Below are 24,160 nucleotides of genomic sequence, written 5' to 3'. Positions count from 1 at the left end.
TTGCGTCAATGAGAGGAGGAAATCGCTTCCCGGGTCCACTGGCCGTTGACCAGGCGCAGCAGGTTCAAAGGGTTCGCATCCTGCAGCGCCGGCGGTAACAGGGCAGCCGGCGCGTTCTGCAGACAGACCGGGCGCAGAAAACGCTCAATCGCCCGGCTGCCGACCGAGGTCCCGCGTGCGTCGGTGGTCGCCGGCCACGGGCCGCCGTGGACCATCGCATCGCACACTTCCACGCCGGTGGGATACCCGTTAAACAGCACCCGTCCGGCCTTCTCACACAGCAGCGGTAGCAGGCTCGCCGCCAGCGGGCCATCATCCGCCTCAGCATGCACCGTCGCGGTGAGCTGCCCCTGCAGCGCTTTCACCACCGCCTGCAGCTGGGCCTCATCGTCCACTTCCACCAGCAGCGACAGCGGGCCGAAAACTTCGCTCTGCAGCAGCGTATCCTGCGCCAGCAGATCCTCGACCTGAGCCTGCCACAGCAGGGTCTGCGCCTGCCCGACGCCGGCGACGAGGCCGCTCGCCAGCCTCTCAATACGCGGGTGCGCCGCCAGTGCCGCCACTCCCTGATGGTAGTGCTGAAGGGTCGGCGCATTGAGCAACACCTGCGGCGTGGAGTCCGCTACCGCCGCGCACAGCGCCGACTTGAAGCGTTCCAGCCCGGCGCCGCGCAGCGCCAGAATCAGCCCCGGACGGGTACAGAACTGGCCGCCGCCGAGGGTGAATGACGCCACCAGCTCGTTTGCCAGCGCCCCGGCCCGCGTCTGCAGCGCCTGCGGCAGAATAATCAATGGGTTAATCGCCGACATTTCAGCAAACAGCGGAATTGGCTGCGGGCGCTGCTGCGCCAGCTGATACAGCGCCTTACCGCCGGCTAACGAACCGGTAAAGCCAACGGCCTGAATCGCCGGATGACGGACCAATTCGGCGCCGATATCGGTCCCGAAAATCATATTGAATACGCCGCCGGGTAAACCGCACCGTACCACCGCCCTGACGATCGCCTCGGCGGTCAGCTCGGCGGTGGCCATATGGCCCGGATGGGCCTTCACCACCACCGGACAGCCAGCCGCCAGCGCCGAGGCGGTATCGCCGCCGGCGGTGGAAAAGGCCAACGGAAAGTTGCTGGCGCCAAACACCGCCACCGGCCCTAACGCCTGCTGATACTGGCGCAGGTCCGGGCGCGGCAGCGGCTGACGGTCGGCTAAGGCGGTATCAATACGGGCGGCGAAGGTATCCCCGCGCAGGATCACGCCAGCAAACATCCGCAACTGGCCGCTGGTGCGCGCCCGTTCTCCCTGTAGCCGCGCCAGCGGCAGCGCGGTCTCCTGCCCGGCGATAGCAAAAAACGGCTCGCCCAGCGCATCGAGTTCATCAGCAATGGCGTTGAGAAAGCGCGCCCGCTGCTGCGGCGTGGTTTGTGAATAGACGGCAAAGGCCTGCTGCGCGGCTTCTGCGGCCTGAGCGGCTTCCTCGTGTGAAGCCGGATAAAAGCGGTGGCCGGTGGCTTCGCCGTCCACCGCCCGCAGGCTCAATAGCGTCGCCTCACCGCTGGCAATGCGGCGTCCGGCGATAAACTGCCGTCCCGCCGTGGTCTGAGATGCATTCATATTGACTCCTGTGCTCAGAGGCCGACATCCGGCAGCGTCGGACGAGTCGCCAGCGCCTGTTCAACGATCGCCACCACCTGCTGGCGCGTTTCGCCTTCCAGCGCCAGACGCGGCGGACGGGTAATGGCGCTGCCGCGGCCCAGCAACTCTTCACACAGCTTGATGCACTGCACCAGATCCGGACGCGCATCGAGATGCAGCAGCGGCATGAACCAGCGGTACAGCGCCATCGCCTCTTCGTAACGCTGCTGGCGGGCGAGACGGAATAACGTTTCCCCTTCGCGCGGGAAGGCGTTGGACATTCCGGAGATCCAGCCTTCCGCGCCGACGGCGATGCTTTCCACCACCACGTCATCCAGCCCGGCAAACAGCACGAAGCGGTCGCCAACGGTGTTACGCAGGTCGATAAAGCGGCGGGTATCGCCGGAGGAGTCTTTAAAGCAGACGATGTTGTCGCAGTCGGTCAGGGTGGCGAGAATGTCCGGCGTCACGTCGTTTTTGTAAATCGGCGGGTTGTTATAGACCATAATCGGCAGGTCGGTAGCGCTCGCCACGCTGCGGAAGTGGGCCGCGGTTTCATGCGGTTTTGAGGAGTAGACCAGCGCCGGCATCACCATGATCCCGTCGACGCCGACGCGCTCCGCCTCTTTCGCCATTTTCTGGGCGAAGGCGGTGGTGAACTCGGCCACCCCGGCGATGACCGGAATTTTGCCGCCGGCGGCATCCTTCGCCACCTCGATAATCTGCAGTTTTTCATCGGTGCTCAGCGAGGTGTTCTCCCCTACGCTGCCGCACACCACCAGCCCGGAAACGCCATCTTTCACCAGGTTTTTCATCACCGCGTGAGTGGCGTCTAAATCGAGGGAGTAATCGCTACGAAACTGCGTGCTGACCGCCGGGAATACGCCGCTCCAGTGAATCGCTTTTTTGCTCATGCTCGGTTCCTTGTCGTCATTTTGTTAAGTCGAAGTGAATGAATGGTGAATATTCACTGACAGATTGACGTGTCGCGGAACCGGCGGCTTGTCGGTTTTCCCTCAATACGATGACGAAATTAGCACAGTCGGCAAAAGTGTGAGCCAGCGTTTATCCGAGCAGCGTGAGGCGAAAATCGCGCGGCGTCGAGCCGGTCATCGCCTTGAACTGGCGGCTAAAGGCGCTGTGATCGGTATACCCGCACTGCAGGGCGATATCGGTAATCGGCGTATCGCCAGCCAGCAGTTCGGTCGCTTTTTCCAGCCGCACTTTGTGGATCATCTGCCGCGGAGTGAGATGAAAGATCCGTTTGCAGTAGCGTTCGATCTGCGCAATCGACATCCCGCTTAAGGCGGTTAACTCTTCCATGGCGATCGGCCGGTGATAATGGCGGCGGATATGATCGTCGACGATCGCCAGCCGCTGCCACGCCGGATGGCGGGCATGAGCCTCCTGCAGATCGTGCGAGATCCCGGCCATGCCGATCACCTGCCCGCGGACATCCCGCAGCGCCAATTTCTGCGTCAGGCACCAGCCGCGCTCGCGGCCATTGTAGAGATGCATTTCCAGCTGATCGCGCAGGGTCACACCTTCGCGCAACACCCGCAGATCCTGTTCGGTATAACCCTGACCCAGCGCGGAAGGAAAGACATCGGCGGAGGTTTTGCCCAGCAGCGAGGAGACGCTTTTGAAACCACAGCGGCGGGCCAGCGTCAGGTTCGCCAGCAGATAGCGCGCCTGACGATCTTTGATAAAAAAGACCACATTAGGAATGGCATTGAGCAGGGGCGCAATCAGCGCCAGCGCATTCAGCAGCGCTGGCATATTTTCCGGCCGCTGGCGCGCCAGCCCTTCGCAGATCTGGCTCAGCTCATCGACGGCCAGCTCAGGTTGGTTAACCGCGCGCGGCGGCGCCGCATCAGAAACACCGATCATAAGGCCTCCTCATGGTAAGTGACCGAAGGATATTTATTCACTTTCCGTTAACACCTCAAGCAGCATCCCTCGGTTTTGCGATCCTGGATCCGCTTTACGCCTTCCCCTGATTTAGCCACTGGCGCAATGGTCACTTTCGGTTTACCACAGCATTAAGCAAATGATTAATAAGAAATAACTATGTGAAATAGAAATATACCGCGCTCATGACTGTGCAGATTTCGTCATTTTCTCTGACGAAAGCGCTCAAGCAGGTCGGGAAAGGTTGCGCCAGCATGATGAAACATGTTGTTAACTTCCGGAGAGCCTGATGACCGCGCCACGCCCCCCTGTTACGTTGAGAGCTATTGATTCACATACCGGCGGCGAACCGACCCGCCTGATCGTTGACGGATTCCCCGATCTCGGCGGCGGCAGCATGGCGAAGCGCCGCGACCGCTTCGCCCGCGACTTTGACCATTGGCGTCAGGCGGCCATTCTCGAACCGCGCGGTAATGACGTACTGGTCGGCGCGCTGCTGTGCAAACCGGTCTCGGCGGCGGCTACCGCTGGCGTGATTTTCTTCAACAATGCCGGTTTTCTGAATATGTGCGGCCACGGCACAATCGGGCTTATCGCCTCGCTGGCCTGGCTTGGGCGTATCCAGCCCGGCGTACATCTGATTGAAACACCGGTCGGCGACGTAAGCGCTACGTTGCACGACGATGGCAGCGTATCGGTGCAAAACGTCCCGGCCCGCCGCTGGAAAAAACAGATCCGCGTTGAGACCGCGCATGGTCCCGTCATCGGCGATATTGCCTGGGGCGGCAACTGGTTTTTCCTGATTAACGACCACCCGTTCGCCATTACCCCCGAACATATTCCACAGCTCACCGCCTACGCCTGGGCAGTGCGCGAGGGGCTGGAAGCCGCGGGGATCCGCGGCGACGACGGCGGCGTTATCGACCATATCGAACTCTTCGCCGATGACGATACCGCCGACAGCCGCAACTTCGTACTCTGTCCGGGAAAGGCCTGGGATCGCTCGCCGTGCGGTACCGGCACCAGCGCCAAGCTGGCCTGCCTGGCGCAGGATGGCAAGCTGCAGCCGGGGGAAATCTGGCGTCAGGCCAGCATCATCGGCAGCCAGTTTACCGCCAGCTACCAGCGCACCGCGGAAAGCATCATCCCAACGATCCGCGGCGAAGCCTGGGTGTGTGGAGACAACCAGTTGATCCTCAACCCTGACGATCCCTTCTGCTGGGGGATCGCGCCGTGAAGCAGTGCGACGTCATCGTGATCGGCGCCGGGATCATCGGCGCCGCCTGCGCGTGGCAGCTGGCGAAGCGGGGGCAGAGCGTGACGCTTATCGATGACGGTCAGCCCGGCGCGACGGCGGCCGGTATGGGCCATCTGGTGTGCATGGATGACGACCCCGCCGAGCTTGCCTTGTCGGCATGGTCGCTGGAACGCTGGCGCGCTATCACGCCACGGATGCCCGACCATTGCGCCTGGCGCGGCTGCGGCACGCTGTGGCTGGCGGAAAGCGAAGAAGAGATGGCCGTGGCTGGCGACAAACAGCGGCGGCTGGCCAGCTATCAGGTGCCCAGCGAACGCCAGACCCCGCAGCAGATCGCCGGACGCGAGCCGCTGCTGCGCAGCGGGCTGGCGGGCGGCCTGTGGGTGCCAGGCGATGGTATCGTCTACGCGCCAAACGTCGCCCGCTGGCTGATGGCCGATGCCGGAGACCATCTCACCTGCCTGCACGACAGCGCGCAGGCGATTACCGAACCGCAGGTGCTGCTCGCCAGCGGCAAACGGCTACAGGCGCGGGCCATCGTGGTGGCCTGCGGACTTGAAGCCAACGCGCTGTTAGCGGAAAACTGGCTGCGACCGAAAAAAGGCCAACTGGCGATTACCGATCGCTACCGGCCGCGGGTGCAGCACCAGCTGGTTGAGCTGGGTTACGGCGCCAGCGCCCATGGCGGCGGCACCTCGGTGGCGTTTAACCTTCAGCCGCGGCCAACCGGCCAGCTGCTGATTGGCTCTTCGCGTCAGTTTGATAACCGTGAGCGCGAGTTGGATCTGCCCTTGCTGGCGCAGATGCTCGATCGCGCCCGCCATTTCGTGCCGGCGCTGGCGACGTTGAATATCATCCGCTGCTGGAGCGGCCTGCGCGCCGCCTCGCAGGATGGCAACCCGCTGATCGGCCCGCACCCCACCCGCCGTGGTTTATGGCTGGCGCTGGGCCATGAAGGGCTGGGCGTCACCACCGCTCCGGCCACAGCTGAACTGCTGGCGGCGCAGATCCTCGATGAACGCTGCCCAGTGGCGCCCGACGCCTGGCTCCCGGCCCGTTTGTGTCAACAGGAGGCGATTGCATGAAGGCCACGCTCACTATCACCATTGATGGCGAAGCGCTGACGGTGCCGGAAGGCATTAGCGTGGCGGCGGCGCTGGCGTTGACCGGCGACCCCACCACCCGCCAGGCGGTTAACGGCGATCTCCGCGCGCCGTTTTGCGGCATGGGCGTCTGCCAGGAGTGCCGGGTCACCGTCGATGGCCTACGGGTACTGGCCTGCCAGACCTTGTGCCGGTCCGATATGCAAATAGAAAGGAGCCGCGATGAACACGCTGCGCTGTGACATTTTAATCCTCGGCGCCGGCCCCGCAGGGATGGCGGCCGCGCTCTCCGCCGCCGCCTGCGATAAACAGGTGATTATTCTCGACGATAATCCCGCCCCTGGCGGGCAAATCTGGCGGGCCGGTCCGCAGGCGACGCAACCCGCCCTGGCCCGGCGCTACCGCGACGCCATCGCCGCGTCTGCCGCCATCCGGTTAGTGAACGGCGCGCGGCTGATTGCCCGCCCCTCCGCGTACAGCGTGCTGTTTGAAACCGCCGACGGCGGCGGCGTGGTTTGCTGGCAGAAACTGATCCTCTGCTGCGGCGCGCGCGAGCTGTCGCTGCCCTTTCCCGGCTGGACCTTACCCGGCGTAACCGGCGCGGGCGGCCTGCAGGCGCAAATCAAACAGGGCCTGTCGCTGAAAGGAGAAAAGGTGGTGATTGCCGGCAGCGGTCCGCTACTGCTGGCGGTGGCGGATACGGTGAACAAGGCCGGAGGCGACGTGACGAATATCATTGAGCAAGCGCCGCTCCCGGCGCTACTGCGCTTCGCCAGCGGGCTGTGGCGCTGGCCGCAGAAGCTGCGCCAGTTAGCGACGCTGGCCCCGAAAGGCTATCTGAGCGGCGCGCAGGCGATCCGCGCTCACGGCACAACGCGGCTGGAAGCCGTTACGCTTCGCCAGCGCGGCGTCGAGCGAACTATCGCCTGCGATCGGCTGGCTATCGGCTACGGGCTGATACCCAATATCGAGACGGGGCTGCTGTTTGGCTGCGCCACGGCACAGGAGGCGATCCAGGTTAACCGCTGGCAGCAGACCAGCGTCACGGATATCTATGCCGCCGGCGAGTGCACCGGTTTCGGCGGTAGCGAGCTGGCGCTGGCGGAGGGCGAAATCGCCGGGTATGCCGCCGCCGGGGCCAGCCAGCAAGCGCAGGCGTTATTTACCCGCCGCGCCCGCTGGCAGCGTTTCGCCGAAGCAATCAACCGTACCTTCCGGCTGACGGAATCCTTGAAAGACGCCGCAACGCCGGAGAGCCTGCTGTGCCGCTGCGAGGATGTACGCTGCGGCGATGTGGCGGCCGCCGGAGGCTGGCTGCAGGCCAAACTGACCCAGCGCTGCGGAATGGGCGCCTGTCAGGGGCGTACCTGCGCCGCCAGCGCCCGCTGGTTGTACGGCTGGCCGCTGCCGCAGCCAAGAGAACCGCTGGCCCCCGCCCGCGCGGAAACGCTTATTGCCCTCGCCCGGCCGAGCGCCGAGCCGTAACCACTACTCTTCTTCATCACCGCGCCCGGCAGGGACGCCAAGCGCAATAAACTCCTCCAGCAGCGAGGTCAGTTGCTGCAGCTTTTCCGTGGTGAACTGGGCCTCCAGCAGACGATAGGTTTCTTCCACCTCGGCCTGAGCGCTTTCATACAGCGCGGTTCCGGCAGGCGTCAGCGAGACGTACAGCTTGCGCTGATCGTTAACCGGCTTTAAGCGCAGCACCAGCCCATCCCGCTCCATGCGCGTCAAAATCCCGGTCAGGCTGGGGCGCAGGATGCAGGCGCGAAAGGCCAGATCGTGAAAATCCATCGACGGACGTTCGGCGAGAATTCGCACGATCCGCCACTGCTGTTCGGTGAGATTGTGCCGTTTGACGATCGGCCGAAAGTAGGCCATCGCCGCCTCACGCGCCTGCAACAAGGCAATGGTTAATGAATCATGCATAGTATCCCCTCTACAGCCTCATCCAAAACTTATTAACAACTTAATAATTAGCTTTAATCCTGCCATGTACAACCGGTTTCTGCACCTGAAAAGTACCAGCCTCTTCCTGAAAAACAGTCAACTCATTGATTAAAAACCAATAAGTTATTGATGTGTAAATATTGTGTTAATCAGATCACAAAACATTCACTTCCAGTTGCTAAACCTGGCCGCAAAGCATAAAAGATGATCATTAACATATTAATGAAATGCATTTAAATCCGAAATCAGTACCAGAGGAGTGGTGAATGAAAGGTACCATCTTCGCCGTTGCGCTCAATCATCGCAGCCAGCTCGACGCCTGGCGCGAAGCGTTTCAACAGGCCCCCTACAAGACGCCGCCGAAAACCGCGGTCTGGTTTATCAAGCCGCGCAATACCGTGATTGGCGACGGCGAGGCGATCCCCTATCCGCAGGGCGAGACCGTACAAAGCGGCGCGACGGTGGCGCTGATTGTCGGCAAAACCGCGCGTAAAGTGGCGGCGGCAGAGGCAGCGAACTATATCGCCGGCTACGCGCTGGCTAACGATGTGAGTCTGCCGGAAGAGAGTTTTTATCGCCCGGCGATCAAGGCGAAATGCCGCGATGGCTTCTGCCCCGTCGGCGCGCTGTCGGCGGTGCGTAACGTCGATAACCTGACCATCATCACCGAAATCAACGGCCGCGAGGCGGATAGCTGGCATACCGGCGATCTGCAGCGTAACGCCGCGCAGCTGCTGAGCGCCTTAAGCGAGTTCGCCACCCTCAATCCCGGCGACGCGATCCTTATCGGCACGCCCCACTCTCGCGTCACGCTGCGCCCCGGCGACCGCGTACGTATTCTCGCCGACGGATTCCCGGCGCTGGAAAACCCGGTTGTCGCAGAAGGAGAGCTGGCATGAAACAGGCACGCATTGAATGGCAGGGACAGGTACGCGACGTGCTGGTCGATGAACGCGACCAGGTGCGCCTGAACGATGGCACGGTATTGAAAGAAGGCGAATTCCGCTGGTTGCCGCCCGCCGACGGCACGCTGTTCGCGCTGGGGCTGAACTACGCCGACCACGCCAGCGAGCTGGAATTTAAGCCGCCAACCGAGCCTTTGGTGTTCATCAAAGCGCCGAACACCTTTATTGGCCACCAGCAGCAGTCGGTACGCCCGGATAACGTCGAATACATGCACTACGAAGCCGAACTGGTGGTGGTGATCGGGAAAACCGCGCGCCGCGTCAGCGAAGCCGAGGCCATGGACTATGTCGCTGGCTATACCGTGTGCAACGACTACGCGATCCGCGACTACCTGGAAAACTACTACCGCCCGAACCTGCGGGTCAAAAGCCGCGATACCCTGACGCCGATTGGCCCGTGGATCGTCGCCAAAGAGGCGATCCCGGATCCGCATAATCTGGCCCTGCGCACCTGGGTCAACGGCGAACTGCGCCAGCAGGGCACCACCGCCGATCTGATCTTCAGCATCCCGTTCCTCATCGCTTATTTAAGCGAATTTATGACCCTGCAACCGGGCGACATGATCGCCACCGGCACGCCGAAAGGGCTATCCGATGTGGTGCCGGGCGACGAGGTGATCGTTGAAGTCGAGGGCGTGGGCCGCCTGGTCAACCATATCATCAGCCAGCAAGCGTATGAGGAGACACTGTCATGAAAAAGATTAACCATTGGATCAACGGTAAAAACGTTGCCGGCGCAGACTATTTTCATACCACCAACCCGGCCACCGGCGAGGTACTGGCTGAAGTCGCCTCCGGCGGCGAAGCCGAAATCAACCAGGCGGTAGCGGCGGCGAAAGAGGCCTTCCCGAAGTGGGCTAACCTGCCGATGAAAGAGCGCGCGCGCCTGATGCGCCGCCTCGGGGATCTGATCGATCAGAACGTCCCGAAGATCGCGGCGATGGAAACCGCCGATACCGGCCTGCCTATCCACCAGACCAAAAACGTGCTGATCCCGCGGGCGTCGCATAACTTCGAATTTTTCGCCGAAGTATGCCAGCAGATGAACGGCAAGACCTATCCGGTCGATGACAAGATGCTTAACTATACCCTCGTGCAGCCGGTTGGTGTGTGCGCGCTGGTGTCGCCGTGGAACGTACCGTTTATGACCGCGACCTGGAAGGTGGCGCCGTGCCTGGCGCTGGGGAATACCGCGGTGCTGAAAATGTCCGAGCTGTCGCCGCTGACCGCCGATCGTCTGGGCGAGCTGGCGCTGGAAGCCGGGATCCCGGCTGGCGTGCTCAACGTGGTGCAGGGCTATGGCGCCACCGCCGGCGACGCGCTGGTGCGCCATCATGATGTGCGCGCCGTCTCCTTCACCGGCGGCACCGCCACCGGCCGCAACATCATGAAGAACGCCGGTCTGAAAAAGTACTCTATGGAGCTCGGCGGAAAATCGCCGGTGCTGATTTTTGAAGACGCCGATATTGAGCGAGCGCTCGACGCCGCGCTGTTCACCATCTTCTCGATCAACGGCGAACGCTGCACCGCCGGTTCGCGCATTTTCATTCAGCAGAGTATTTATCCGGAGTTCGTCAAGCGCTTCGCCGAGCGCGCCAACCGCCTGCGCGTGGGCGATCCGACCGATCCGAATACCCAGGTCGGCGCGCTGATTAGCAAGCAGCACTGGGAGAAAGTGTCCGGCTACATTCGCCTCGGCATCGAAGAGGGCGCCACCCTGCTGGCCGGCGGCGCGGATAAACCGTCCGACCTGCCGGCGCATCTGAAAGCCGGCAACTTCCTGCGCCCGACGGTACTGGCGGATGTCGACAACCGCATGCGCGTCGCCCAGGAAGAGATTTTTGGCCCGGTCGCCTGCCTGCTGCCGTTCAAAGACGAAGCGGAAGGGCTGCGCCTGGCGAACGATGTGGAATACGGCCTGGCGTCGTATATCTGGACCCAGGACGTCAGCAAAGTGCTGCGTCTGGCGCGCGGTATTGAAGCCGGGATGGTGTTCGTCAACACCCAGAACGTGCGCGACCTGCGTCAGCCGTTCGGCGGCGTGAAGGCCTCCGGCACCGGCCGCGAAGGCGGCGAGTACAGCTTTGAAGTGTTCGCCGAAATGAAAAACGTCTGCATCTCGATGGGCGACCATCCGATCCCGAAATGGGGAGTCTGATATGGGTAAGTTAGCGTTAGCAGCAAAAATCACTCACGTGCCGTCGATGTATCTGTCTGAGCTGCCGGGGAAAAACCACGGCTGCCGCCAGGGCGCGATCGACGGGCATAAAGAAATTGGCAAGCGCTGCCGTGAAATGGGCGTCGATACCATCATCGTGTTCGACACCCACTGGCTGGTCAACAGCGCCTATCACATCAACTGCGCCGACCATTTTCAGGGCGTCTACACCAGTAACGAACTGCCGCATTTTATTCGCGACATGACCTACGACTACGACGGCAACCCGGAGCTGGGCCAGCTTATCGCCGACGAGGCCGTAAAGCTCGGCGTACGCGCCAAAGCACACAATATTCCCAGCCTGAAGCTGGAGTACGGCACCCTGGTGCCAATGCGCTACATGAACAGCGATAAGCATTTCAAAGTGGTGTCCATTTCCGCCTTCTGTACCGTTCACGACTTTGCCGACAGCCGCAGGCTGGGCGAAGCGATCCTCAAAGCCATTGAGAAATATGACGGCACCGTAGCGGTGCTGGCCAGCGGTTCGCTGTCGCACCGCTTTATCGATGACCAGCGCGCCGAAGAGGGCATGAACAGCTACACCCGCGAGTTTGATCATCAGATGGATGAGCGCGTGGTGAAACTGTGGCGGGAGGGCAAATTCAAAGAGTTCTGCACCATGCTGCCGGAGTACGCCGACTACTGCTACGGCGAAGGCAACATGCACGACACGGTGATGCTGCTCGGTCTGCTGGGTTGGGATAAATACGACGGCAAGGTGGAGTTTATCACCGAGCTATTCGCCAGCTCCGGTACCGGCCAGGTTAACGCCGTGTTCCCGTTGCCAGCGCAGGCGTAAGGGGGCCCCATGCCGCATTTTATCGCCGAATGTACCGACAACATCCGCGAACAGGCCGATCTGCCAGGGCTGTTCGCCAAAGTCAACGAGGCACTGGCCGACACCGGCATCTTCCCCATCGGCGGCATTCGCAGCCGCGCCCACTGGCTGGATACCTGGCAGATGGCCGACGGCAGGCAGGATTACGCCTTCGTGCATATGACCCTGAAAATCGGCGCCGGGCGCAGTCTGGAGAGCCGTCAGGACGTGGGAGATATGCTGTTCGCGCTGATCAAAGCCCACTTTGCCGCACTGATGGAGAGCCGCTATCTGGCGCTGTCGTTCGCCATGGAAGAGCTCGACCCGACGCTGAACTACAAACAGAACAACGTGCACGCGTTATTTAAATAATGTGCAAATTGCCCGGTGGCGCTGCGCTTACCGGGCCTACAACGGCCATGAATTTGTAGGCCGGATAAGCGAAGCGCCATCCGGCAATACAATGCCACAGGAATCACTATGCTCGATAAACAGACCCGCACCCTGATTGCCCAGCGGCTGAACCAGGCCGAAAAACAGCGTGAACAGATCCGCGCGATCTCGCTGGATTATCCGTCGATCACCATTGAGGACGCCTACGCCGTCCAGCGCGAGTGGGTCGAGATGAAGATCGCCGAAGGCCGCGTGCTCAAAGGCCACAAGATCGGCCTGACCTCTAAAGCGATGCAGGCCAGCTCGCAGATCAGCGAGCCGGACTACGGCGCGCTGCTCGACGATATGTTCTTCCACGACGGCAGCGATATTCCCACCGACCGCTTTATCGTTCCGCGTATTGAAGTCGAGCTGGCCTTCGTGCTGGCCAAACCGCTGCGCGGCCCGAACTGCACGCTGTTTGATGTCTACAACGCCACCGACTACGTTATCCCGGCGCTGGAGCTTATCGACGCGCGCTGCCACAACATCGACCCGGAAACCCAGCGTCCGCGCAAAGTGTTCGACACCATCTCCGATAACGCCGCCAACGCCGGGGTGATCCTCGGCGGCCGGCCGATTAAACCGGATGAGCTCGACCTGCGCTGGATCTCCGCCCTGCTGTATCGCAACGGCGTGATTGAAGAGACCGGCGTCGCCGCGGGCGTACTCAATCATCCGGCCAACGGCGTGGCCTGGCTGGCCAACAAACTGGCGCCGTACGATGTCCAGCTCGAAGCCGGGCAAATTATCCTCGGCGGCTCCTTCACCCGCCCGGTCCCGGCGCGCAAGGGCGATACCTTCCACGTCGACTACGGCAACATGGGCGCCATCAGCTGCCGCTTTGTTTGAGGAGAGCAACATGAACAACGCATTTAAAGAGGCGCTCAAGGCCGGCCGTCCGCAAATCGGCCTGTGGCTTGGGCTGTGCAGCAGCTACAGCGCCGAACTGCTGGCCGGCGCGGGCTTCGACTGGCTGCTGATCGACGGCGAACACGCGCCCAACAACGTACAAACGGTGCTGACCCAGTTGCAGGCCATTGCGCCCTACCCCAGCCAGCCGGTAGTGCGTCCGTCGTGGAACGATCCGGTACAAATTAAACAACTGCTGGATGTCGGCGCGCAAACTCTGCTGGTGCCGATGGTGCAGAATGCCGAAGAAGCGCGGCTGGCGGTAAGCGCCACCCGCTACCCGCCTGCCGGCATCCGCGGAGTCGGCAGCGCGCTGGCCCGCGCCTCACGCTGGAATCGCATTCCGGATTATATCCACCGGGCCAATGACGCCATGTGCGTACTGGTACAGATTGAGACCCGCGAAGCGCTGAAAAATTTGCCGCAGATCCTCGATGTCGACGGGGTGGACGGCGTGTTTATCGGCCCGGCGGATCTCAGCGCCGATATGGGCCACGGCGGCAACCCACAACACCCGGAAGTGCAGGCCGCCATTGAAGATGCCATCCAGCAAATCCGCCAGGCCGGAAAGGCGCCGGGGATCCTGATGGCCAATGAACAGCTGGCGAAACGCTATCTCGAACTGGGCGCGCTGTTCGTCGCCGTCGGCGTCGATACCACCCTGCTGGCCCGCGGCGCAGAAGCGCTGGCGGCGCGGTTTGGCGCGGAAAAAACCGACCTGGGTTCGTCAGGCGTCTACTAACGCCGGGTGGCGCTACGCTCATCCGGCCCGGAGCAGCAGCGAATCGCAGGTCCGGTAAGCGCGCACTACCGGGCAACCCGCAGTACCCTACAAAATTCCCATTAGAGGAAAATAATAATGAGCGATACATCACCTGCCATCCCGGAAAAGTTCGATCCGGCGAATCAGCACAAACAGCTGACGGCGCAGCAGCAGTCGGTTATCAACAAGCTCTTCCGCCGTCTGATCGTGTTTTTATTCGTCCTGTTTATCTTTTCGTTTTTAGACCGGATCAATATCGGCTTTGCTGGATTAACCATGGGGCAGGATCTGGGCCTCAACGCCACCATGTTTGGCCTGGCCACCACCCTGTTTTACGCCACTTACGTCATTTTTGGCATTCCCAGCAACGTGATGCTCAGCATCGTCGGCGCACGACGCTGGATCGCTACCATCATGGTGCTGTGGGGCATCGCCTCTACCGCCACCATGTTCGCCACCGGACCAAAAAGTCTCTATGTTCTGCGCATGCTGGTGGGGATCACCGAGGCCGGTTTCCTGCCGGGTATCCTGCTGTACCTGACCTACTGGTTCCCGGCATTTTTCCGCGCCCGCGCTAACGCGTTGTTTATGATTGCGATGCCGGTGACCACCGCGCTGGGGTCGATCGTCTCCGGCTATATCTTGTCCCTCGACGGTCTGCTGAACCTGCACGGCTGGCAGTGGCTGTTCCTGCTGGAAGGCTTCCCGTCGGTGCTGCTCGGCATTATGGTCTGGTTCTGGCTGGATGATTCTCCGTCGAAGGCCAGGTGGCTGACGGCGGAGGACAAAAAATGTCTGCAGGAGATGATGGATAACGATCGCCTGACTCTGGTGCAGCCGGAAGGGGCCATCAGCCATCACGCCATGCAGCAGCGCAGCCTGTGGCGGGAAGTGTTCACCCCGATCGTGTTGATGTATACCCTCGCCTACTTCTGCCTGACCAATACGCTCAGCGCGATCAGCATCTGGACGCCGCAGATCCTCAAAAGCTTTAACGAAAGCAGCAGCAATATCACCATCGGTCTGCTGGCGGCGATCCCGCAAATTTGTACCATTCTCGGGATGATCTACTGGAGCCGCCACTCCGATAAATACCAGGAGCGGAAGCATCACACTGCCCTGCCGTTCCTGTTCGCCGCTGCGGGCTGGCTGCTGGCGTCAGCCACCGATCATAACCTGATCCAGCTGCTCGGGATCGTGATGGCCTCCACCGGATCGTTTAGCGCTATGGCCATCTTCTGGACCATGCCGGATCAGTCCATTAGTCTGCGTGCCCGCGCAATCGGCATTGCGGTGATCAACGCCACCGGCAATATCGGATCGGCGCTCAGTCCCTTTATGATCGGCTGGCTGAAGGATATTACCGGCAGCTTCAGCAGCGGGCTGTGGTTCGTCGCCGCACTGCTGGTGATTGGCGCGGTGATCATCTGGGCGATTCCGATGAAGGGCTCGCGCCCTCGCGCGACACCGTAAGGAGCCGCTATGTGCCAAAGCCCAATCGCCAACATCGATATCAATAAAGAGTACGACGAGAGCCTGGGCACCGAAGAGGTGCACTACCAGTCGTTTTCCCGCATGGCGGCCTTTTTTGGCCGCGACATGCAGGCGCATCGTCACGACCGTTATTTCCAGATGCACTACCTTGATACCGGGCAGATTGAGCTGCAGCTTGATGACCATCGCTATTCGGTGCAGGCGCCGCTGTTTGTGTTAACGCCGCCCTCGGTGCCGCACGCCTTTATTACCGAGTCCGATAGCGATGGTCACGTGTTGACGGTGCACGAAGAACTCATCTGGCCGCTGCTGGAGGTGCTCTATCCCGGTACACGGGAGACCTTCGGCCTGCCGGGGATCTGTCTGTCGCTGGCAGATAAACCCGACGAGCTGGCGGCGCTGGCCCACTACTGGCAGCTGATTCGCCGGGAATCTACCGCCCAGTTGCCGGGGCGCGAGCATACCCTGGCGCTGCTGGCGCAGGCGGTCTTTACCCTGCTATTGCGTAACGCAAAGCTCGACGATCACGCAGCCAGCGGCATGCGCGGCGAGCTGAAGCTATTCCAGCGCTTTAACCAGATGATCGACAGCCACTACCATCAGCACTGGACGGTACCGGATTACGCCAGGGAGCTGCACCTGACCGAATCGCGGTTGACCGATATCTGCCGCCGCTTCGCCAACCGTTCGCCGAAGCGGCTGATATTCGACCGCCAGCTGCGCGAGGCGAAGCGGCTGCTGCTGTTTTCCGATAGCGCGGTCAATGAGATTGCCTGGCAGCTGGGGTTTAAAGACCCTGCCTATTTTGCGCGCTTTTTTAGCCGCCAGGTCGGCTGCTCGCCCAGCAGCTACCGGGCGCAAAAAGTACCTGTGTCGTAATACCCCGGCGGCGCTGCGCTTGCCTGGGCTACAGACCACAGGGCGGGTCAGCGCCGCGCCACCCGCCAAAAGCTGCCGAGATCACAAAATTTAATCCCGCCTGAAAAGTACCCGCCGTTGTCGCAAACGTCCCTTCACGACAAGCGCAATAACCGCTTCAATTAAACAACAAAAACAAAACATATATTTAACATTATTTTTCCGATAAATACTGAAGAGGCCCCTATGAAACCTGAAGATTTCCGCGCCGACGCGAAACGCCCGTTAACTGGCGAAGAGTATTTAAAAAGCCTGCAGGATGGCCGCGAAATTTATATCTACGGCGAGCGCGTGAAGGATGTCACCACGCATCCGGCCTTCCGTAATGCCGCGGCTTCTGTCGCTCAGCTGTACGATGCGCTGCACAAACCGGAGATGCAGGATTCCCTGTGCTGGGGCACCGATACCGGCAGCGGCGGCTACACCCATAAATTCTTCCGCGTGGCGAAAAGCGCCGACGACCTGCGCCAGCAGCGCGACGCCATCGCCGAGTGGTCGCGCTTAAGTTACGGCTGGATGGGCCGCACCCCGGACTACAAAGCCGCTTTCGGCTGCGCGCTGGGCGCCAACCCGGCGTTTTACGGCCAGTTCGAGCAGAACGCCCGCAACTGGTACACCCGCATTCAGGAAACCGGCCTGTACTTTAACCACGCTATCGTCAACCCGCCGATCGACCGCCACAAGCCGGCTGATGAAGTGAAGGATGTCTACATCAAGCTGGAAAAAGAGACCGATGCCGGGATCATCGTCAGCGGCGCGAAAGTGGTCGCCACCAACTCGGCGCTGACCCACTACAACATGATCGGCTTCGGCTCCGCACAGGTGATGGGCGAGAACCCAGACTTCGCGCTGATGTTCGTCGCGCCGATGGATGCCGAAGGCGTCAAGCTTATCTCCCGCGCCTCCTATGAGATGGTCGCCGGTGCGACCGGCTCCCCGTACGACTATCCGCTTTCCAGCCGTTTCGACGAGAACGACGCGATTCTGGTAATGGATAAAGTGCTGATCCCCTGGGAGAACGTGCTGATTTACCGCGACTTTGACCGCTGCCGTCGCTGGACCATGGAGGGCGGTTTCGCCCGCATGTATCCCCTGCAGGCCTGCGTACGCCTGGCGGTAAAACTGGACTTTATCACTGCCCTGCTGAAACGCTCTCTGGAATGTACCGGCACCCTCGAGTTCCGCGGCGTACAGGCCGACCTCGGCGAAGTAGTCGCTTGGCGCAACATGTTCTGGGCGCTTAGCGATTCCATGTGCTCGGAAGCGACGCCGTGGGTCAACGGCGCATGGCTGCCGGATCACGCCGCGCTGCAGACCTATCGCGTGATGGCCCCGATGGCCTACGCCAAGATCAAGAACATCATCGAGCGCAACGTCACCAGCGGCCTGATTTATCTGCCGTCCAGCGCCCGCGATCTGAACAACCCGCAGATCGACCAGTATCTGGCGAAGTACGTGCGCGGCTCCAACGGTATGGATCACGTTGAACGTATCAAGATCCTCAAACTGATGTGGGACGCCATCGGCAGCGAATTCGGCGGTCGCCATGAACTGTATGAGATCAACTACTCCGGTAGCCAGGATGAAATTCGCCTGCAGTGTCTGCGCCAGGCGCAGAGCTCCGGCAATATGGACAAAATGATGGCGATGGTCGACCGCTGCCTGTCCGAGTACGACCAGAACGGCTGGACGGTGCCGCATCTGCACAATAACGCTGATATCAACATGTTGGATAAGCTGCTGAAGTAATTCACAGCGGGAGGTCATAATGCAATTAGATGAACAACGCCTGCGTTTTCGCGATGCCATGGCCAGCCTGTCGGCGGCGGTTAACGTTGTCACCACCGAAGGCGAAGCCGGTCGCTGCGGCATTACCGCCACGGCGGTGTGCTCGGTGACGGATACGCCGCCATCGGTGATGGTTTGTATCAACGCCAACAGCGCGATGAACCCGGTGTTTCAGGGTAACGGCAAGTTGTGCATCAACGTGCTGAACCACGAACAGGAAATCATGGCCCGTCATTTCGCCGGGATGACCGGGGTGACGATGGAAGAGCGGTTTGCCCTCAGCGGCTGGCAGCAGGGCGCGCTCGGACAGCCGGTGCTGAAAGGTTCGCTGGCCAGTCTCGAAGGCGAGATTAGCCAGGTGCAAACCATTGGTACCCACCTGGTGTATCTGGTGGAGATCCGCAATATTACCCTGAGCCCGCAAGGGCACGGCCTGATTTACTTTAAACGCCGTTTCCACCCGGTGATGATGGAAATGGAAGTGGCAGTCTAAAATCCGCGCCCAGGTTTACTTATCGCCCGATGCGTAAACCTGGCGCTTAATATGCGTCATCTCACCCGCCAGCCTTATTCAACAGCGCGACATGAAGCCCAATCAAAACGTCCACCGCCGCGGAAATTTTGTTCCCGGTAGTCAGCAGGTAATGTTAAGTGCCAGCCTTTTCGCCTGGCGGTACAGGCAATAACCGGAAATTGAGAATAATCTATAGCGTCATGAATAAATTGTTGTTTACCTATATTTGTTAAAAAGGCATCTCCCCGATTCCAGATAGCTTTTTTTAACTTGATATTCCAGGTCTGATAGCTTTCACCAGCAATTGTATAACCTTCACCTTCAGGCGCTTTTTTGGTCCAGTCAATCTCGCCGCCATCGTATAAATATTGCCATACAGCATAGCGCTCAAGGGTAAACTGGCTGGGTAAAGTACTGACATTTTTAGAATCGATTTTATCGAGTAATTGCGAATTCGCTAACAGTAGCGCCATGGCTTTATGCATGTAACCCAACATAATATCGGGACGTTCGGGCACTCCCTCTTCTGCTTCAAACAAAGAGATATAAGCGAGATAGAGCGCATCATCACGCACTTTTTGACCGTTCGCCGCGGCGTTGGCGACGATTTTCGCCGCCCGATATTGTAAACTTCCCCAGGATTCCTCACCGCTAACAGGCCTGTAGCGATTATTGTATTTTTCTCCCGTCAGGTAGCCCTGAGCTGCGTTTAAATCGTTAGCGTTTAACGCCGATTTAGCGCGCTGATGGTCGGATAAGGTCATTATATTGCGCCCCGTATTTCTGGCAATATAATACGACTGACGACAATCAGAAAGGAGCATAACCATAATGACCATGGCAATAATTCTAAAAAAAATCTTATATATTCTCACCGTGAAGTCCTTTAATTTATTTATAAATATAATGTTTGGAAACTTGTCTCGGTTCGATGTATAGCAAAACGGTTACCCGACCTTTTTTATAAGTACGTTGCCAGGTAGAACAATTTGTTATTTTATTCAGATCTAATCTTTTACTATACCACTCCTGCTGTTTTGCAATGCAGGCGGAAAGACTTTGATAGAATTTCCCTTTGTCTGCAATGAACTCTTCTTTGATTGTCGCTGGCCCATATTCTCGATCAAGGACCTTAACTTCCTCATTATATAAGGCGAGTGCTTCCCGGCCATCATCAACTTTATAGGCCTGCTGACTGGAATCAACATCAGCGCTAACAAAAACACTTTTCAGCCCTTTATTCTTATCGAAATAAAGCTTCATCTCCTGATATTTCAATGCCCCCACTTCCTGGGGAGTCAGCGTTGAGATAATCAGATCCGGGTCTTTTCCGGCATAATTGATATCTGATACCTCAAGAGAATATAAAGGCGTGTTTCTGGCTTCATCGTAACTCATCCCCCAGCGCAAATTATAAGGGGCTGCCGGCTCATCAACAGCCTGATGTATCTCTCTTGCATGAGCAAATGTTAAATAAAAAGCACTGGCGACGATCATTATCTTTACAAATTTCATAACACGAATTCCCTTTGCTAAACGCTATCCATACGACATGACAAAGCCAGCATAATATCAAAATACCTCTATTTGAAATAAAGATAGTAATCTGCGGGTGATAAAAACCGTTATCCTCAGTTTGAAAGCATATCTTTGAGATGCGCAGAATAATATTGTGAACTTAATCACACATTTACGCGCTCTCGTACTCATATCTAACCGCTTACCCCTTCCAGTAACCGCTTAACCCCCTATACAACCACTCACCCATTTACCCAACTTTACGCGCGCGCTGTTCTGGCAAGATCGAAGGCAGCCTAGCTAATCAATACCTCCATCAACCCTTACTTAAAACCAGACGGCTTCGGCCAATTATTCATCTAATTAACGCCAGGTTTTACTATGGATACCAAAAAACTATTCAAGCACATACCCTGGGTGATTCTCGGAATCATCGGGGCATTTTGCCTCTCAGTCGTCGCGTTGCGCCGCGGTGAGCACGTCAGTGCCCTGTGGATCGTCGTCGCCTCGGTTTCTGTGTACCTCGTCGCCTACCGTTATTACAGCCTGTACATCGCGCAGAAGGTGATGAGGCTTGACCCAACGCGCTCGACGCCGGCGGTTATTAATAACGATGGCCTGAACTACGTGCCAACCAACCGCTACGTGCTGTTTGGCCACCACTTTGCCGCCATTGCCGGCGCCGGCCCGCTGGTTGGCCCGGTGCTGGCCGCGCAGATGGGCTATCTGCCGGGCACCCTGTGGCTGCTGGCCGGCGTGGTGCTGGCGGGCGCGGTACAGGACTTCATGGTGCTGTTTATCTCCTCACGGCGTAACGGCGCCTCGCTGGGCGAGATGATCAAGCAGGAAATGGGGCCGGTTCCGGGCTCTATCGCGCTGTTCGGCTGCTTCCTGATTATGATCATCATCCTCGCGGTGCTGGCGCTCATCGTGGTGAAAGCGCTGGCGGAAAGCCCGTGGGGCGTCTTTACCGTCTGCTCGACGGTACCTATTGCCCTGTTTATGGGGATCTACATGCGCTTCCTGCGCCCTGGCCGCGTGGGTGAAGTCTCGGTTATCGGTATCGTGCTGCTGGTGGCGTCCATCTGGTTTGGCGGCATCATTGCCCACGACCCATACTGGGGCCCGGCGCTGACCTTTAAAGACACCACCATCACCTTTACCCTGATTGGCTACGCGTTTATTTCCGCCCTGCTGCCGGTATGGCTGATTCTGGCGCCGCGTGACTATCTGGCCACCTTCCTGAAAATCGGCGTGATCGTCGGCCTGGCGCTGGGGATCGTTATCCTCAACCCGGACCTGAAAATGCCGGCGGTGACCCAGTACATTGATGGTACCGGCCCGCTGTGGAAAGGCGCGCTGTTCCCGTTCCTGTTTATCACTATCGCCTGCGGCGCGGTCTCCGGCTTCCACGCGCTGATCGCCTCCGGCACCACGCCGAAGCTGCTGGCCAACGAAACCGATGCCCGCTTTATCGGCTATGGCGCGATGCTGATGGAGTCTTTCGTGGCCATCATGGCGCTGGTCGCGGCATCGATTATCGAACCGGGTCTCTACTTCGCGATGAACACCCCGCCGGCAGGCCTGGGCATCGTCATGCCGAACCTGCATGAGATGGGTGGCGAAAACGCGGCGATGATCGCCGCGCAGCTGAAAGAAGTGACCGTCCATGCGGCGGCGACCGTCAGCTCCTGGGGCTTCGTGATCTCCCCTGAGCAGATCCTGCAGACGGCGAAAGATATCGGCGAACCTTCGGTACTGAACCGCGCCGGCGGCGCGCCGACGCTGGCCGTCGGTATCGCCCATGTGTTCCATAAAATCATCCCGATGGCGGATATGGGCTTCTGGTACCACTTTGGTATCCTGTTTGAAGCGCTGTTTATCCTCACCGCGCTGGATGCCGGTACCCGCGCAGGCCGCTTTATGCTGCAGGATCTGTTGGGTAACTTCGTGCCGTTCCTGAAAAAAACCGACTCGCTGGTCGCCGGGATTATCGGTACCGCGGGCTGCGTCGGGCTGTGGGGCTACCTGCTGTATCAGGGCGTGGTCGACCCGCTGGGCGGTGTGAAGAGCCTGTGGCCGCTGTTCGGTATCTCTAACCAGATGCTGGCCGCCGTGGCGCTGGTGCTTGGCACCGTGGTGCTGGTCAAGATGCAGCGCACCAAATATATCTGGGTCACCGTTATCCCGGCAGCGTGGCTGCTGCTGTGCACCACCTGGGCGCTGGGTCTGAAGCTGTTCAGCAGCAATCCGCAGATGGAAGGCTTCTTCTTTATGGCTCAGCAGTATAAAGAGAAGATTGCCGCCGGCGGCGAGCTGACCGCGCAACAGATTGCCAACATGAATCATATCGTGGTCAACAACTACACCAACGCCGGGCTGAGTATCCTGTTCCTGGTGGTGGTGTACAGCATCATCTTCTACGGCATCAAAACCTGGCTCAACGTGCGCAACAATAAGGTGCGTACCGACAAAGAGACCCCGTACGTGCCGGTACCGGAAGGCGGCGTGAAGACCTCGTCACATCATTAACCCTGATGCCGGATAGTGCTACGCGTATCCGGCCTACAGAAAAGTGCATCAACGTAGGCCGGATAAGGCGCTAGCCGCCATCCGGCTTTATTCGTTATCTGGAACTTACAATGTTTGGTAACTTAGGTCAGGCAAAAAAATATCTCGGTCAGGCGGCAAAAATGCTGATTGGCATTCCGGATTACGACAACTACGTCACGCATATGCAAACCAACCATCCGAATCAGCCCTACATGACTTATGAAGAATTCTTCCGCGAACGCCAGCAGGCCCGCTACGGCGGAGACGGCAAAGGCGGCGTACGCTGCTGTTAATGGAGGCAATAATGGCACCGATTGCAGTCACCCTACTCACCGGTTTTCTCGGCGCAGGAAAAACCACCCTCCTGCGCCATATCCTGAATGAGCAGCACGGTTTCAAAATCGCCGTGATTGAAAATGAATTTGGCGAAGTCTCCGTTGACGATCAGCTGATCGGCGACCGCGCCACGCAGATCAAAACCCTGACCAACGGCTGTATCTGCTGTACGCGCTCCAACGAACTGGAAGACGCCCTGCTCGATCTCCTCGACAGTCGCGATCGCGGCGAAATCGAGTTTGACCGGCTGGTGATTGAGTGCACCGGCATGGCCGACCCGGGGCCGATTATCCAGACCTTTTTCTCCCATGAGGTGCTCTGCGAGCGCTATCTGCTGGACGGCGTGATCGCCCTGGTGGATGCCGTCCATGCCGACCAGCAGATGGATCAGTTCACCATCGCCCAGTCGCAGGTCGGCTATGCGGACCGCATTTTGCTAACCAAAACCGATGTTGCCGGCGACACCGAGAAGCTGCGCGAACGGCTGGCGCGCATCAATGCGCGGGCGCCGGTTTATACCGTCATTCACGGCGATATCGATCTAAGCCAGCTGTTTAACACCAGCGGCTTTATGCTGGAAGAAAAGGTTGTCAGCGCCACACCGCGTTTTCATTTTGTTGCAGAAAAGCAGAACGACGTCTCGTCGATTGTGGTCGAGCTCGACTATCCGGTGGATATCAGTGAAGTTTCACGGGTAATGGAGAACCTGTTGCTCTCCTTCGCCGAGCAACTGATGCGCTATAAAGGCATGCTGTGGATCGACGGCGAGCCAAATCGCCTGCTGTTTCAGGGCGTGCAGCGCCTCTACAGCGCCGACTGGGATCGCCCGTGGGGCGATGAAACGCCGCACAGCACGCTGGTATTTATCGGCATTCAGCTGCCGGAAGAGGAAATTCGCGCCGCATTTGCCGGGTTACGACGCTAACCTGCCCGCCTGCGCCCCAAGGCGCAGGCACCATCCTCTCTCTGACACCTCGCCAAAAACAGGGACCAAACGTCGGCAGCGCGTCGAAAAATGTAAAGCAACGTTTTAATAAGTAACAGCAGAAACACTTTTGGAAATAATAAGAAACTAAATG

At 59.2% G+C, this 24,160-nt stretch carries 24 protein-coding genes and 1 pseudogene; 19 read left to right on the top strand and 6 right to left on the bottom strand.

Annotation, left to right across the window (positions count from 1 at the left end):
* Positions 1–5: 5 nt before the first annotated feature.
* From A1WC_RS22310 to A1WC_RS22320, 3 genes are all read right to left on the bottom strand, one after another.
* Entirely contained in the window at positions 6–1,610 is a 1,605-nt protein-coding gene (locus A1WC_RS22310; protein WP_016160241.1) for an aldehyde dehydrogenase (NADP(+)), read from the bottom strand.
* Between the two features lie 14 nt (positions 1,611–1,624).
* On the bottom strand, positions 1,625–2,545 hold the full coding sequence (locus A1WC_RS22315) for a dihydrodipicolinate synthase family protein (RefSeq protein ID WP_008807565.1): 921 nt from the start codon (positions 2,543–2,545) through the stop codon (positions 1,625–1,627).
* A 151-nt stretch (positions 2,546–2,696) separates the two neighbouring features.
* On the bottom strand, positions 2,697–3,521 hold the full coding sequence (locus tag A1WC_RS22320; RefSeq protein ID WP_008807566.1) for a helix-turn-helix domain-containing protein: 825 nt from the start codon (positions 3,519–3,521) through the stop codon (positions 2,697–2,699).
* A 310-nt stretch (positions 3,522–3,831) separates the two neighbouring features.
* Here A1WC_RS22320 and A1WC_RS22325 point away from each other — a divergent pair, with 310 nt between their 5' ends.
* The 4 genes from A1WC_RS22325 to A1WC_RS22340 are packed head-to-tail and all read left to right on the top strand — an operon-like array spanning position 3,832 to position 7,388.
* Positions 3,832–4,779: a 4-hydroxyproline epimerase gene (locus A1WC_RS22325; RefSeq protein WP_016160240.1), complete on the top strand. Its 948-nt coding sequence runs from the start codon at positions 3,832–3,834 to the stop codon at positions 4,777–4,779.
* Entirely contained in the window at positions 4,776–5,885 is a 1,110-nt protein-coding gene (locus A1WC_RS22330) for an NAD(P)/FAD-dependent oxidoreductase (RefSeq protein WP_016160239.1), read from the top strand. Before A1WC_RS22325 ends, A1WC_RS22330 begins: the two co-directional genes overlap by 4 nt.
* Positions 5,882–6,145, top strand: coding sequence for a (2Fe-2S)-binding protein (locus A1WC_RS22335; RefSeq protein WP_012542953.1), 264 nt, complete (start codon positions 5,882–5,884; stop codon positions 6,143–6,145). The genes A1WC_RS22330 and A1WC_RS22335 overlap by 4 nt, the downstream gene beginning before the upstream one ends.
* Entirely contained in the window at positions 6,126–7,388 is a 1,263-nt protein-coding gene (locus A1WC_RS22340) for an NAD(P)/FAD-dependent oxidoreductase (protein ID WP_012969002.1), read from the top strand. The genes A1WC_RS22335 and A1WC_RS22340 overlap by 20 nt, the downstream gene beginning before the upstream one ends.
* 3 nt (positions 7,389–7,391) lie before the next feature.
* Here the strand turns inward: A1WC_RS22340 and hpaR are convergent, their stop codons facing one another.
* Positions 7,392–7,832, bottom strand: a complete 441-nt coding sequence (gene hpaR, locus A1WC_RS22345; RefSeq protein ID WP_002887503.1) for a homoprotocatechuate degradation operon regulator HpaR — start codon at positions 7,830–7,832, stop codon at positions 7,392–7,394.
* Between the two features lie 64 nt (positions 7,833–7,896).
* Between hpaR and A1WC_RS27765 the strand changes: the two are divergent.
* The 12 genes and pseudogenes from A1WC_RS27765 to A1WC_RS22400 all read left to right on the top strand — a co-directional run bounded on the left by A1WC_RS27765 (position 7,897) and on the right by A1WC_RS22400 (position 18,653).
* Positions 7,897–8,061, top strand: a pseudogene (locus A1WC_RS27765) (hypothetical protein).
* A gap of 58 nt (positions 8,062–8,119) precedes the next feature.
* Positions 8,120–8,752 (top strand): fumarylacetoacetate hydrolase family protein, encoded by a 633-nt coding sequence (locus A1WC_RS22350; protein ID WP_012969003.1) that lies wholly within the window; start codon positions 8,120–8,122, stop codon positions 8,750–8,752.
* Entirely contained in the window at positions 8,749–9,513 is a 765-nt protein-coding gene (locus A1WC_RS22355) for a fumarylacetoacetate hydrolase family protein (RefSeq protein WP_008807571.1), read from the top strand. Before A1WC_RS22350 ends, A1WC_RS22355 begins: the two co-directional genes overlap by 4 nt.
* The gene (gene hpaE / locus A1WC_RS22360; RefSeq protein WP_016160238.1) at positions 9,510–10,976 is read left to right on the top strand and encodes a 5-carboxymethyl-2-hydroxymuconate semialdehyde dehydrogenase; all 1,467 of its coding nucleotides are present in this window, start codon (positions 9,510–9,512) and stop codon (positions 10,974–10,976) included. The genes A1WC_RS22355 and hpaE overlap by 4 nt, the downstream gene beginning before the upstream one ends.
* A 1-nt stretch (position 10,977) precedes the next feature.
* Positions 10,978–11,835 carry a 3,4-dihydroxyphenylacetate 2,3-dioxygenase gene (gene hpaD, locus A1WC_RS22365; RefSeq protein WP_002887492.1) on the top strand — a complete coding sequence of 286 codons (858 nt, stop codon included), beginning with the start codon at positions 10,978–10,980 and terminating at the stop codon, positions 11,833–11,835.
* Positions 11,836–11,844: 9 nt separating this feature from the next.
* The gene (locus tag A1WC_RS22370; RefSeq protein ID WP_004146089.1) at positions 11,845–12,225 is read left to right on the top strand and encodes a 5-carboxymethyl-2-hydroxymuconate Delta-isomerase; all 381 of its coding nucleotides are present in this window, start codon (positions 11,845–11,847) and stop codon (positions 12,223–12,225) included.
* 108 nt (positions 12,226–12,333) lie between these two features.
* On the top strand, positions 12,334–13,137 hold the full coding sequence (gene hpaH, locus A1WC_RS22375) for a 2-oxo-hept-4-ene-1,7-dioate hydratase (RefSeq protein WP_002887487.1): 804 nt from the start codon (positions 12,334–12,336) through the stop codon (positions 13,135–13,137).
* 10 nt (positions 13,138–13,147) lie between these two features.
* Positions 13,148–13,939: a 4-hydroxy-2-oxoheptanedioate aldolase gene (gene hpaI, locus A1WC_RS22380; protein ID WP_012969004.1), complete on the top strand. Its 792-nt coding sequence runs from the start codon at positions 13,148–13,150 to the stop codon at positions 13,937–13,939.
* 117 nt (positions 13,940–14,056) lie between these two features.
* Positions 14,057–15,433 (top strand): 4-hydroxyphenylacetate permease, encoded by a 1,377-nt coding sequence (hpaX, locus tag A1WC_RS22385; protein ID WP_016160237.1) that lies wholly within the window; start codon positions 14,057–14,059, stop codon positions 15,431–15,433.
* A 9-nt stretch (positions 15,434–15,442) separates the two neighbouring features.
* Complete coding sequence (gene hpaA, locus A1WC_RS22390; protein WP_016160236.1) at positions 15,443–16,333, top strand: 4-hydroxyphenylacetate catabolism regulatory protein HpaA; 891 nt, start codon at positions 15,443–15,445, stop codon at positions 16,331–16,333.
* A gap of 225 nt (positions 16,334–16,558) precedes the next feature.
* Positions 16,559–18,121 (top strand): 4-hydroxyphenylacetate 3-monooxygenase, oxygenase component, encoded by a 1,563-nt coding sequence (gene hpaB, locus A1WC_RS22395; RefSeq protein ID WP_002887473.1) that lies wholly within the window; start codon positions 16,559–16,561, stop codon positions 18,119–18,121.
* Positions 18,122–18,140: 19 nt separating this feature from the next.
* A complete protein-coding gene (locus tag A1WC_RS22400) occupies positions 18,141–18,653 on the top strand; it encodes a 4-hydroxyphenylacetate 3-monooxygenase reductase subunit (protein ID WP_012542962.1) in 513 nt (170 codons plus the stop codon).
* A gap of 74 nt (positions 18,654–18,727) precedes the next feature.
* On the opposite strand, the gene A1WC_RS22405 is transcribed toward A1WC_RS22400, so the two are convergent.
* The gene (locus A1WC_RS22405; RefSeq protein WP_074183194.1) at positions 18,728–19,438 is read right to left on the bottom strand and encodes a transcriptional regulator; all 711 of its coding nucleotides are present in this window, start codon (positions 19,436–19,438) and stop codon (positions 18,728–18,730) included.
* Between the two features lie 127 nt (positions 19,439–19,565).
* Positions 19,566–20,189: a hypothetical protein gene (locus A1WC_RS22410; RefSeq protein WP_008807579.1), complete on the bottom strand. Its 624-nt coding sequence runs from the start codon at positions 20,187–20,189 to the stop codon at positions 19,566–19,568.
* Positions 20,190–20,573: 384 nt separating this feature from the next.
* Here A1WC_RS22410 and A1WC_RS22415 point away from each other — a divergent pair, with 384 nt between their 5' ends.
* The 3 genes from A1WC_RS22415 to yjiA all read left to right on the top strand — a co-directional run bounded on the left by A1WC_RS22415 (position 20,574) and on the right by yjiA (position 24,006).
* Positions 20,574–22,724 carry a carbon starvation CstA family protein gene (locus tag A1WC_RS22415; protein WP_016160234.1) on the top strand — a complete coding sequence of 717 codons (2,151 nt, stop codon included), beginning with the start codon at positions 20,574–20,576 and terminating at the stop codon, positions 22,722–22,724.
* Between the two features lie 110 nt (positions 22,725–22,834).
* Positions 22,835–23,038: a YbdD/YjiX family protein gene (locus tag A1WC_RS22420; RefSeq protein ID WP_016160233.1), complete on the top strand. Its 204-nt coding sequence runs from the start codon at positions 22,835–22,837 to the stop codon at positions 23,036–23,038.
* A gap of 11 nt (positions 23,039–23,049) precedes the next feature.
* Entirely contained in the window at positions 23,050–24,006 is a 957-nt protein-coding gene (yjiA, locus tag A1WC_RS22425; RefSeq protein ID WP_008807581.1) for a GTPase, read from the top strand.
* The last annotated feature ends 154 nt before the right edge of the window (positions 24,007–24,160 follow it).

This window comes from Klebsiella sp. KTE92 (assembly GCF_000398905.1).
GTDB classification, from domain to species: domain Bacteria; phylum Pseudomonadota; class Gammaproteobacteria; order Enterobacterales; family Enterobacteriaceae; genus Klebsiella; species Klebsiella variicola.
Note: the sequence above shows the minus strand (reverse complement) of the source record. Positions and strands in the feature narration are given on the sequence as shown.

Bases quoted from the DNA above. Each gene is read 5' to 3' on its own strand.
- A1WC_RS22420 (WP_016160233.1), top strand. From the start codon at position 22,835: ATGTTTGGTAACTTAGGTCAGGCAAAAAAATATCTCGGTCAGGCGGCA.
- A1WC_RS22370 (WP_004146089.1), top strand. From the start codon at position 11,845: ATGCCGCATTTTATCGCCGAATGTACCGACAACATCCGCGAACAGGCC.
- hpaR (WP_002887503.1), bottom strand. From the start codon at position 7,832: ATGCATGATTCATTAACCATTGCCTTGTTGCAGGCGCGTGAGGCGGCG.
- A1WC_RS22405 (WP_074183194.1), bottom strand. From the start codon at position 19,438: ATGACCTTATCCGACCATCAGCGCGCTAAATCGGCGTTAAACGCTAAC.
- A1WC_RS22325 (WP_016160240.1), top strand. From the start codon at position 3,832: ATGACCGCGCCACGCCCCCCTGTTACGTTGAGAGCTATTGATTCACAT.
- A1WC_RS22400 (WP_012542962.1), top strand. From the start codon at position 18,141: ATGCAATTAGATGAACAACGCCTGCGTTTTCGCGATGCCATGGCCAGC.
- A1WC_RS22350 (WP_012969003.1), top strand. From the start codon at position 8,120: ATGAAAGGTACCATCTTCGCCGTTGCGCTCAATCATCGCAGCCAGCTC.
- A1WC_RS22340 (WP_012969002.1), top strand. From the start codon at position 6,126: ATGAACACGCTGCGCTGTGACATTTTAATCCTCGGCGCCGGCCCCGCA.
- A1WC_RS22415 (WP_016160234.1), top strand. From the start codon at position 20,574: ATGGATACCAAAAAACTATTCAAGCACATACCCTGGGTGATTCTCGGA.
- A1WC_RS22310 (WP_016160241.1), bottom strand. From the start codon at position 1,610: ATGAATGCATCTCAGACCACGGCGGGACGGCAGTTTATCGCCGGACGC.
- hpaD (WP_002887492.1), top strand. From the start codon at position 10,978: ATGGGTAAGTTAGCGTTAGCAGCAAAAATCACTCACGTGCCGTCGATG.
- hpaH (WP_002887487.1), top strand. From the start codon at position 12,334: ATGCTCGATAAACAGACCCGCACCCTGATTGCCCAGCGGCTGAACCAG.
- A1WC_RS22410 (WP_008807579.1), bottom strand. From the start codon at position 20,189: ATGAAATTTGTAAAGATAATGATCGTCGCCAGTGCTTTTTATTTAACA.
- hpaE (WP_016160238.1), top strand. From the start codon at position 9,510: ATGAAAAAGATTAACCATTGGATCAACGGTAAAAACGTTGCCGGCGCA.
- hpaA (WP_016160236.1), top strand. From the start codon at position 15,443: ATGTGCCAAAGCCCAATCGCCAACATCGATATCAATAAAGAGTACGAC.
- A1WC_RS22315 (WP_008807565.1), bottom strand. From the start codon at position 2,545: ATGAGCAAAAAAGCGATTCACTGGAGCGGCGTATTCCCGGCGGTCAGC.
- A1WC_RS22355 (WP_008807571.1), top strand. From the start codon at position 8,749: ATGAAACAGGCACGCATTGAATGGCAGGGACAGGTACGCGACGTGCTG.
- A1WC_RS22320 (WP_008807566.1), bottom strand. From the start codon at position 3,521: ATGATCGGTGTTTCTGATGCGGCGCCGCCGCGCGCGGTTAACCAACCT.
- A1WC_RS22335 (WP_012542953.1), top strand. From the start codon at position 5,882: ATGAAGGCCACGCTCACTATCACCATTGATGGCGAAGCGCTGACGGTG.
- hpaX (WP_016160237.1), top strand. From the start codon at position 14,057: ATGAGCGATACATCACCTGCCATCCCGGAAAAGTTCGATCCGGCGAAT.
- hpaB (WP_002887473.1), top strand. From the start codon at position 16,559: ATGAAACCTGAAGATTTCCGCGCCGACGCGAAACGCCCGTTAACTGGC.
- hpaI (WP_012969004.1), top strand. From the start codon at position 13,148: ATGAACAACGCATTTAAAGAGGCGCTCAAGGCCGGCCGTCCGCAAATC.
- yjiA (WP_008807581.1), top strand. From the start codon at position 23,050: ATGGCACCGATTGCAGTCACCCTACTCACCGGTTTTCTCGGCGCAGGA.